At 72.2% G+C, this 9474-nt stretch carries 7 protein-coding genes; 4 read left to right on the top strand and 3 right to left on the bottom strand.

Annotated elements, in window-relative coordinates:
- Positions 1-135: 135 nt before the first annotated feature.
- Positions 136-2622 (top strand): GH116 family glycosyl-hydrolase, encoded by a 2487-nt coding sequence (locus DW299_RS08225; RefSeq protein ID WP_136036298.1) that lies wholly within the window; start codon positions 136-138, stop codon positions 2620-2622.
- Between the two features lie 51 nt (positions 2623-2673).
- Here the strand turns inward: DW299_RS08225 and DW299_RS08230 are convergent, their stop codons facing one another.
- Positions 2674-3807, bottom strand: a complete 1134-nt coding sequence (locus tag DW299_RS08230) for a glycoside hydrolase family 172 protein (protein ID WP_136036299.1) — start codon at positions 3805-3807, stop codon at positions 2674-2676.
- 102 nt (positions 3808-3909) lie between these two features.
- Between DW299_RS08230 and DW299_RS08235 the strand changes: the two genes are divergently transcribed.
- From DW299_RS08235 to DW299_RS08245, 3 genes are all read left to right on the top strand, one after another.
- Entirely contained in the window at positions 3910-4896 is a 987-nt protein-coding gene (locus DW299_RS08235) for a LacI family DNA-binding transcriptional regulator (RefSeq protein ID WP_136036300.1), read from the top strand.
- 122 nt (positions 4897-5018) lie between these two features.
- Positions 5019-6536 (top strand): FGGY-family carbohydrate kinase, encoded by a 1518-nt coding sequence (locus DW299_RS08240; RefSeq protein ID WP_136036301.1) that lies wholly within the window; start codon positions 5019-5021, stop codon positions 6534-6536.
- Positions 6533-8167: a fucose isomerase gene (locus DW299_RS08245; RefSeq protein WP_136036302.1), complete on the top strand. Its 1635-nt coding sequence runs from the start codon at positions 6533-6535 to the stop codon at positions 8165-8167. The genes DW299_RS08240 and DW299_RS08245 overlap by 4 nt, the downstream gene beginning before the upstream one ends.
- A 15-nt stretch (positions 8168-8182) precedes the next feature.
- On the opposite strand, the gene DW299_RS08250 is transcribed toward DW299_RS08245, so the two are convergent.
- Both DW299_RS08250 and DW299_RS08255 read right to left on the bottom strand, forming a co-directional pair.
- Complete coding sequence (locus tag DW299_RS08250; protein ID WP_136036303.1) at positions 8183-8461, bottom strand: hypothetical protein; 279 nt, start codon at positions 8459-8461, stop codon at positions 8183-8185.
- Between the two features lie 123 nt (positions 8462-8584).
- Positions 8585-9474 (bottom strand): HAD-IC family P-type ATPase (locus DW299_RS08255; RefSeq protein ID WP_240745350.1); only part of this gene is annotated, 890 nt, incomplete at its 5' end.

Genomic DNA, 9474 nt, shown 5'->3' on the forward strand with positions numbered 1-9474 from the left:
ACGAGCAGGGCTGCTGCTGCTCGCGGCACCCCTGCTCGTGCTGCTGTCCGTCGCCGCGGCCTGGCCGGTCGCCGCGGCATCCGGAGTGGCGCTGCCGCCGCTCGTCCCCGGCCGCCGACCCGCACGAGGAGAATCATGACCGACCGCCTGTCCCCGTCCCGTCCGCACACCGAGGCCCCCGCGCTCGCGATGCCCGTGGGTGGCATCGGCACCGGCGGCTTCGCGGTGAACGCCGACGGGTCGCTGCGCCAGTGGCAGCTGCAGGGCATGCCGAACCACCTGGGCGCTCTCCCCGGCACGGGCTTCTGGCTGCGGGTCACGCAGGTCGAGCCGCCGCTCAACGTCATCTCGATGGTGCAGGGCACCCCGGTCCCGGATCCGCAGGCATCGCTCACGACCGACGGCTTCGTGCCCGAGTGGATGACCGCGGCGGCCGAGAGCTTCAGCACCTTCGAGAGCGCCGCGTTCCGGGGCACCTACCCGGTGGCCGAGGTCGAGCTGACCGATCCGCGCCATCCGGTCGAGGTGCGCATGCGCGTGCTCAACCCGATGGCCCCGCGCGACGTCGAGCTCAGCTCGATCCCGACCGGGATGTTCGAGTTCACGCTCACCAACACGGGCCCGATCGGGGTGCACGGCACGCTTGCGGGGTCGCTGCTCAACGCGATCGGGTGGGACGGCATCACGCCCATCGCCGACAGCACCCCGGGGCTGGGCGGCAACGTCAACCGCCTGCGCCGCGGCAGGGGCTGGTCGCGCGTGGTCATGGACAACCCGAGCCTGGACGAGAGCGACCGCCTGGCCGGGCAGCTCGTGCTCGCCGCCGACGACGAGACCGCGGCCGTGCTCACGCGGTGCAGCGGTCTGGAGCACCTCGACGCGTTCCTCCGCTCCCGCGGCGGGAACGACGGACGCTCCCGGCTCGCGCTCGCCCCCACCATCGGCGACCCGCAGCTCAACGCCCCGCAGGGCGGGTCCGGCCCCAGCCCGCGAGGACGGTCGTGGCTCGGGGTGGTCGGCGTGCCCTTCGCCCTCGCCCCCGGCGCCTCGCGCACGATCCGTTTCTCGATGTCATGGCACCTGCCCAACCGGTTCGTCGACATCGAGCAGTTCGGGGCGCCGCACCCGGAGTGGGGAGCGTCCACCTTCTACCTCGGCAACGCGTACGGCCGGCGCTACCTCGACGCGCTCGACGTGCAGGCCACGGTCGAGCGCCGGTGGGACGAGCTCGTCGAGCGCACGCTCGAGTGGACCGGCACCCTCGCAGGGTCGAGCCTCGACGCGCAGGAGGTCGAGCACCTGGCCGCCCAGGCCGCGTACGTGCGCAGCCCCACGTGCTTCATCGGCGCCGACGGCCGGTTCTACGGCTACGAGGGCTCGCTCGGCGACTCGACCTGGATGTGGTCGGGCGTCTTCGGCGGCTCCTGCCCGCTCAACTGCACGCACGTGTGGCAGTACGAGGCCGCGCTCGCCGGGCTGTGGCCGAGCCTGGAGCGGAACATGCGCGAGACCGAGTTCGACGTGATGCAGGCGGCCGACGGGTCGATCCCGCACCGCTTGCGCGTGCCCACGTATCTGCACCAGATGACGGACGAGTTCATCGGCGGACCGGAGGAGCCCGCGCTCGACGGCATGCTCGCCACGATCCTCAAGTCGCTGCGCGACGTGCAGCGCGGGGCGGGATCGGAGTGGCTCGAACGCCGCTGGCCGCAGCTCGTGCGGTTGTACACGCACATCCGCGAGAAGTGGGACGCGGACGGTGATGGCGTGCTGCGCGGCATCCAGCCCAGCACGCACGACATCGACCTCGCCGGGGTCAACCCGTTCATGGGCACGCTGTGGCTCGCGGCGCTGCGGGCGTACGAGGAGCTCGCGCGGCGGGTGGGCGACACCGAGGCCGCGGCGGAGGCGGCCGAGAGGTTCCGCTCCGGCTCGGCGGGGTACGACGAGCTGCTGTTCGACGGCACCCACTACATCCAGGTGCTCGACGAGGGCGACCCGGAGGACTTCCAGTGGCGCACGGGTGTGCTGTCCGATCAGGTGATCGGGCAGTGGTGGGCGCATCAGCTCGGGCTCGGGCCGATCCTGCCGCCCGAGCACGTGCGCAGCGCCCTCCGGCACGTGGTCGCCTCGAATCTGCGGCACGGCTTCGCGGACTTCGCGCACCCGTACCGCGTCTATGCCGACACGGCCGACGACGTCGGGCTGCTGATGTGCACGTGGCCCGAGGGCGGACGACCCGAGGTGCCCACGCGCTACGCCGACGAGGTGTGGACGGGCATCGAGTGGCAGGTCGCGGCGCACTGCTTCTTCGAGGGGCTGGAGGAGGAGGGTCGCGCGGTGCTCGAAGGACTGTGGGACCGGCACGACGGCCGCCGCCGCAACCCCTACAACGAGATCGAGTGCGGCGATCACTACGCCAGGGCCATGGCGGGGTGGACGCTGCTGCAGGCGCGCTCCGGCGTGCGCGTGGACGAGGCGGCGGGCGAGCTGCACGTCGGCGCCGAGGGCCGCTGGCCGTGGGTGAGCGCGGCGGGCTACGGCACCGTCACCGTGGGGGAGCAGGTGGAGGTCGACGTGGTGGAGGGCGACTGCCCGTTCACCGTGGTGCGCGCGGAGTGAACGCACCGAAGAGCGCCCGCGGGAAGCGGGCGCCCTTCGTCGTGCTCGGTGTCAGCCCTGCGGCGGGCGCGACGGGGAGGCGCCGATGTCGGGCACGGCTGCGCTGCCCAGGTGCACCTCCAGGTCGTCGGCGCTCGGTGTGCGCGGTCGGCGCGCGGTCGGCCGGTCGAGGTAGAACAGCGCGGTGGAGGCGATGTCGTCCCGCAGCGGCAGGTATCGCCATCCGCTGCGCCAGCCGAGCGCCTGGATGTCGACCCGCGGGATGCCGGTGGCGAAGTGGATCGGGTCGAGCACGTGCCAGCGGTACATGCCGAAGCGCTGCTGTGACACGTAGAGGCCGTCGGGCCGGATCACCTGCGGCATCCCCAGATACGGGGTGGAGAAGGCGGTGTAGCCCTGGCCGGGGATGTCGAAGTTCCACGCGCCGCCGAAGTAGTCTTCGGTGCCGGTGCCGCAGATCGTGGGGTGGTCGGTGTCGTCGTCGAGGTAGAACTTGATCTCGCCCTCACCCCACCAGCCGTTGGAGTTCACGCCCCACGCGATGTAGGTGCCGACGTACTGCCCCTGCCCCTCGATGCCCTCCAGCAGGACGTGCGGGGTGCGGTCCTCCAGCGGATTCGAGCGCCGCCACTGCGCGTGGAAGTAGGCGTCGTCGGAGTGATCGCCCCCGACCTCGTAGGTCACCTGGTAGTAGACGCGCACGTCGACGGTCGACGTGTTCTCGAGCGTGAGCCGGGCGCCGTCGCGGAACGGCATCGGCCAGTAGGAGTTGAAGCCGCCGTGCGGGTTCGCGGCGATGGTCTGCGAGTTCACCTGGGCGAACACGCCCCATCCGTTGCAGAAGAAGTCGCCGTAGGGCACCTCGACCGCGGGTTCCGCGGCGCCGTCCCAGTACGCGCGCAGCAGCAGGGTGCGCCAGTTGTCGGTGTGGGTGGTGATCCAGATGTGGGTGATCTTGCCCGGACCGTCGATCGCGGCGAGTTCGAAGGTCTCTCCGGCCGGGATATCGACGCTGGGGGAGATCTTCCAGCCGGGGCCGAGGTCGCGCGCGCTCGCCGCACCGGTGCCCTCGGTGGCGCGGCCGCCGCCGCCCGGCGAGCCGTCGAAGTTCTCGGGGGAGATGGACCGGGTCTGCACGGTGCGCAGCGCTGCGAGCGTGGACAGAGAGGAGGGGGCAGGCGTCATGGCCGCCAATGTAATCGATTTCAGATCGATGCACCAGAGACCTCGCGAGCGCGCGATACTGTTGCTTCACGTCCGGGGTCACCGGACAGGCAGTGAGGGTGCATGGCCACGATCTACGACGTCGCGGAGCTCGCGGGCGTCTCGCCCGCGACGGTCTCCCGCGTGTTCAACGGCACGAGCGTCTCGGAGGAGAAGGTGGCCGCGGTGCGCGAGGCCGCCGCCCAGCTGCACTTCACGCCGAACCGCGCGGCCCGCACCCTGCGCACCCAGAGCTCCGAGGTCATCGCGCTCGTCATCCCCGACATCGAGAACCCGTACTTCACCGAGATGGCGCGCGGCGTGGAAGACGTCGCATCCGAGGCCGGGTACTCGGTGGTGCTGTGCAACTCCGACGCCCAGCTGGAGAAGGAGGCCACGTACCTCCGCATCGCGATCGCCGAGCACATGTCGGGCGTCATCATCGCGACCGCCGACGAGCACAGCGATCTGAGCGGCATCCTCGCCACCGGGCGCCCCGTCGTCGCGGTCGACCGCAGCACCACGTACGACATCGATGGCGTGGTGATGGCCAACCGGGCCGCCGGCACCTCCGCCACGCAAGACCTCATCGCCGCGGGCTATCGCCGCATCGCCTACATCGGCGGGCCCGAGCACATCGACACCGCGGCCGAGCGCGCGGCCGGCTGGCGCTCCGCGCTCTCCGCCGCAGAGCCCGACCTCGACCTGGACGAGCTCGTGCGCTTCGCGACGTTCCGGGTCGACGGCGGCCGCGCGGCCATGGAGGAGCTGCTGGCGCTGCCCGAGCCGCCCGATGCGGTGGTCGCGGGCAACAACCTCATCGGCGTCGGCGCCCTGCAGGTGCTCACCGAGCGGGGGCTCACGCCGCCCGCGGTCGGGGTCGCGGTGATCGGATCGCTGCCCTTCACCACGCTCTCGCCCACGGCGGTCACCGTCGTCCGGCTCCCGGCGCGGCACATGGGGGTCACGGCGGCGCGCATGCTGCTGGAGCGGATCAAGGGCGACACCCAGCCCGCGCGCACGGTGGTGCTGCGCAACGAGGTGCAGTCCGCGAGCACGCCCCGCGCCTGACGCCCCTGCGGACGGGCGGGCTCTGCCGGGGAAACGCCCACGCATCGGCTTGCGGCTTGAAATCGATTTCGCTTACCATGGCGAAAGGTCGGATCACCGGCCGCCCTGCGTCGAGGAGAACCATGCGCTGCACCATCGGTGTCGACATCGGCACGTCCAGCAGCAAGGGCGTGCTCGTCGACGAGGCGGGGACGATCCTCGCGACCGCGACGCGCGCGCACGAGGTGAGCCGCCCCCGCACCGGCTGGGTCGAGATGGACGGCGACGTCTGGTGGGACGAGTTCGTCGGCCTGGCCCGTGAGCTCCTGGCCGCAGTGCCGGAGGCCGAGGTGGCCGGGGTCGGCGTCAGCGGCATGGGTCCCTGCATCCTGCTCGCCGACGAGCACGACCACCCCGTCCGTCCCGCCATCCTCTACGGCGTCGACACCCGCTCCACCGCGCAGATCGCACGGATGACCGCGGAGCTGGGCGACGAAGACATCACCCGCGTGGGCGGCTCGACGCTCACGTCGCAGGCCGGCGGCCCCAAGATCGCCTGGGTCGCCGACGAGGAACCCGAGGCGTGGTCGCGCGCCCGCCGCCTCTACATGCCCGCGTCCTGGCTCGCCCGCAGGCTGACCGGCGCCTACGTGCTCGACCACCAGTCCGCCAGTCAGGTGTCGCCCCTGTACGACATCGAGCACGAGCGCTGGCACGAGCCGTGGTGGCAGCGCTATGCGGGCACGATCGAGGCCCCGGAGCTGCGGTGGGCGGGCGACGTCGCGGGCACCGTGACCGACGCGGCCGCCGCCGCCACCGGCATCCCCGCAGGCACCCCCGTGGTCACCGGCACCATCGACGCCTGGACCGAGGCCGTCAGCGTGGGCGCGCACGAGCTCGGCGACCTGATGCTGATGTACGGCACCACGATGTTCCTCGTCGCGACCGGCGCCGAGACCCTGCGCACGCCCTCGATGTGGACGACCGCCGGTGCCTTCGCCGGCACGCGCAACCTCGCCGGCGGGCTCTCGACCTCCGGCGCGCTCACCGCCTGGCTGAAGGACCTCACCGGCGCGGACTACCCGGAGCTGCTCGGCGAGGCCGCCACGTCCGGCCCCGGCGCCCGCGGGCTCCTGATGCTGCCGTACTTCGCGGGCGAGCGCACGCCCATCCAGGACCCGGATGCGCGGGGCGTGATCGCCGGCCTCACGCTGGAGCACACCCGCGGCGACCTGTACCGCGCGGCGCTCGAGGCCACGGCACTCGGCGTGCGCCACAACGTCGAGACCATGCGGGCCGCCGGCGCCGACATCCGCCGCATCGTGGCGGTCGGCGGCGGCACCCAGGGGCGCCTGTGGCTCCAGATCGTGTCCGACGTCACGGGACTCGTGCAGGAGGTGCCCGAGACGACCATCGGCGCGAGCTACGGCGCCGCCTTCCTCGCCGCCGGAGCCACCGCGGCCCCGGGTGCCGCTCCCGCCATCGACGACTGGAACCCGATCGCCGAGACCGTGCGGCCCGACACGGCGCTGCGCCCCTTCTACGACGCCCTGTTCGACCGCTACGTGCGGCTCTACGAGGGGACCACATCCGTCGTCCACGACCTCGCCGCGGACCAGCGCGGCGCGACCTCGACCACCCCGACCCCGGAGGCACCATGACCACGTACACCCTGCCCGCGCCCGCCGCGCGCCCGACCGCGGCACCGAAGACCGCGTACCTCATCACCTCGGGCGATCTGCGCGAGTCGGCGAACGTCGCCGGGTGGCCGACCCAGGTGGAGCTCGAAGCGGGTGTGACGGGCGTGCTGAACGACCTCGGCTGGGAGGTGATCCGGCCGTTCGGCGTCGACCCCGAGACCGGTCACGGCTTCATCTCCAGCCAGCGCATGGGCCTCGAGGTGTTCCGCGACATCCCGACCGATGCCCCGCTGGTGGTCGCGATCGCCAACTGGCAGTACTCGCACCACGTGCTCGCCGGGCTGCGCACGCACGAGGGCCCGATCCTCACGGTCGCCAACTTCGCCGGTGACTGGCCGGGGCTGGTCGGTCTGCTCGGCCTGAACGCCGGGCTCACGAAGATGGGCAAGCCCTACGCCACCACCTGGTCGGTCGACTACACCGACGACTGGTTCATCGACGGCATCCGCGAGTGGACCGAGACCGGCGCGATCACGCACGACCAGTCGCACGTGCGTCCGCTGCCCGCGTTGCCGGACAGCCCGGAGAAGCAGCTCGGTGAGGCCCTGGCCGCGCAGCTGCGCGCCGACAAGGCCATCATCGGCGTGTTCGACGAGGGCTGCATGGGCATGTACAACGCGATCTTCGACGACGAACTGCTCAACCACACCGGCATCTACAAGGAGCGGCTGTCGCAGTCGGCGCTGTACGCCGAAATGCTGACCGTGACGGAGGACGAGGCCGACGCCGCGTACGACTGGCTAATCGACCACGGCATGACCTTCCGCTACGGCGACGACGCCGCGACCGAGCTCACGCGCGAGCAGGTGCAGTGGCAGCTCAAGATGTACATCGCCGCGCTGCGCATCGCCGACGACTTCGGGCTCGACGCCGTCGGCATCCAGTACCAGCAGGGTCTCAAAGACCTGGTGCCCGCGTCCGACCTCGCCGAGGGCATCCTCAACACCACGGAGCGCCCGCCGGTCACGTCGCGCGACGGCTCCCGCGTGCTGCACGAGGGCCGCGCGTTCCCGCACTTCAACGAGGCCGACGAGGGCGTCGCGGTCGACGCACTCGTGACCGACCGGGTCTGGCGGGCGATGGGCCTCGTGCCAGACAACACGCTGCACGACGTGCGCTGGGGCGAGGACTTCGACGGGCAGTTCGTGTGGGTGTACGAGATCTCCGGCTCCGTGCCCGCCTCGCACCTCGGCGGCTGGGAGCACGCGGAGGGCTGGCGCCAGGGCCATGTGTTCTTCCCCGCGGGCGGCGCCACCATCAACGGCGTCTCGAAGCCCGGCGAGGTCGTGCTGTCGCGCGTGTTCATCGCGGACGGTGTGCTGCAGGCCGACATCTTCCGCGCCTCGGTCGTCGAGCTGCCGGAGGAGGAGACGCAGCGCCGCAAGGACGCCACCAACCCGGAGTGGCCGATCGCCCACGTGGTGCTGCACGGCATCTCGCGCGACCAGTTCATGGCGCGGCACAAGGCCAACCACGCGCAGCTCGTCTATGCGCCCGACGCCGAGACCGCGGACCGGGCCCTCATCGCGAAGGCCGCCATGTTCGACGGGATGGGGATCCGGGTGAACCTCGTGGGGGACGTGCGCGTCTGAGCCGGGCGCGGGGCGTCACTGCGAGCGCCAGAACCGCACGGCGAGGTTCGTGAGCTCCTTGTCGAGGTCTTCCACCTTCGACTCGATCCGACCGAGGCGGGCGTCGATCCCGTCGATGCGGGCCGAGAGGGTGCCTTCGACGCGGTCGATGCGGGCGGAGAGGGTGCCTTCGACGCGACCGACCTCGGAGCGGATGACACGACTGAGCTGCGTCGTCAGGAGGGTCATCCCGCCGAGCATCACGGCGGCGAAGACGCCGAGCAGCGTCCAGATCTGCGGGTCGTTCACGGGCATGCCTCCAGTGTCTGCCAGGACGTCCACGGTGTCACGGTATTCCGCAGGCGCCCGCGCGCGAAGACCCCATCGGTGCGGTGACCGTCGTCGGACGGCGTCGTGGAGGAGGGGTGAACGCGCCGGTCAGCGGCCGGGCGCGGGCGTCGCGGCGACCGCAGGGACCGCGTCCGCACCCGTGCCGTCGGCACCGGGGCGCAGTCCGCTCGGCGGACCGCTCAGCGCGCGGAGGGCGTAGAGGATCGTGGCGAGGTCGACGAGCTCCTGCACGAGCGCCCCGGCGACCGCGGGGATCAGGCCCGTCATCGCCACGACCATGAGCCCGACGCTCAACCCGATGCCGATCCAGATCGACGTGAGCGCGACGCGCAGGGTGTGCCGGCCGATGGCGACCGCGTCGACGACCTTCGCGAGCGAGTCGACGAGGATCACCACGTCGGCCGCGTCGCCCGCCGCGGTCGCCCCCTTGGCGCCCATCGCGATGCCGATGTCGGCTGCCGCGAGCACCGGGGCGTCGTTGACGCCGTCGCCGACCATCAGCACGGGCCGGGGTTCGAGCTCGGCCGCGAGCCGCACCTTCTCCGGCGGGAGCAGTTCGGCGTGGACCTCCTCGATGCCCAGCTGGTGCGCCACCGACTCCGCCGTCGACCGCACGTCGCCGGTGAGCATCGCGACCCGTTCCACCTCGTGCAGCCGCAGCCACGAGACGACCGCGGCGGCCTCCGGCCGCGCCGCATCGGCGAGCAGGAGCGCTCCGGCGAAGCGTCCGTCCACCGCGACGTAGGCGGCCGCCTCGCCCGTGCCCAGCTCGGCGCGCACGGTGTCTGGCGCCAGCGACGCGACGTAGGCGGGCTTGCCGACCACGACCGTGCGGCCCCGGATCGTCGCGGAGACGCCGTTGGTCGCGGTCTCGCTCGCCTCCGCGGCCGCCTCGAGGGGCAGCCCCCGCGCCTCGGCGGCGGTGCGGATGCCCGCGGCCAGCACGTGCGACGAGTACTGCTCGGCCGAGGCGGCGA

Source organism: Microbacterium sp. K35, from assembly GCF_004794375.1.
Taxonomy (GTDB): Bacteria; Actinomycetota; Actinomycetes; order Actinomycetales; family Microbacteriaceae; genus Microbacterium; species Microbacterium sufflavum.

Bases quoted from the DNA above. Each gene is read 5' to 3' on its own strand.
- DW299_RS08240 (WP_136036301.1), top strand. From the start codon at position 5,019: ATGCGCTGCACCATCGGTGTCGACATCGGCACGTCCAGCAGCAAGGGC.
- DW299_RS08245 (WP_136036302.1), top strand. From the start codon at position 6,533: ATGACCACGTACACCCTGCCCGCGCCCGCCGCGCGCCCGACCGCGGCA.
- DW299_RS08230 (WP_136036299.1), bottom strand. From the start codon at position 3,807: ATGACGCCTGCCCCCTCCTCTCTGTCCACGCTCGCAGCGCTGCGCACC.
- DW299_RS08235 (WP_136036300.1), top strand. From the start codon at position 3,910: ATGGCCACGATCTACGACGTCGCGGAGCTCGCGGGCGTCTCGCCCGCG.
- DW299_RS08250 (WP_136036303.1), bottom strand. From the start codon at position 8,461: ATGCCCGTGAACGACCCGCAGATCTGGACGCTGCTCGGCGTCTTCGCC.
- DW299_RS08225 (WP_136036298.1), top strand. From the start codon at position 136: ATGACCGACCGCCTGTCCCCGTCCCGTCCGCACACCGAGGCCCCCGCG.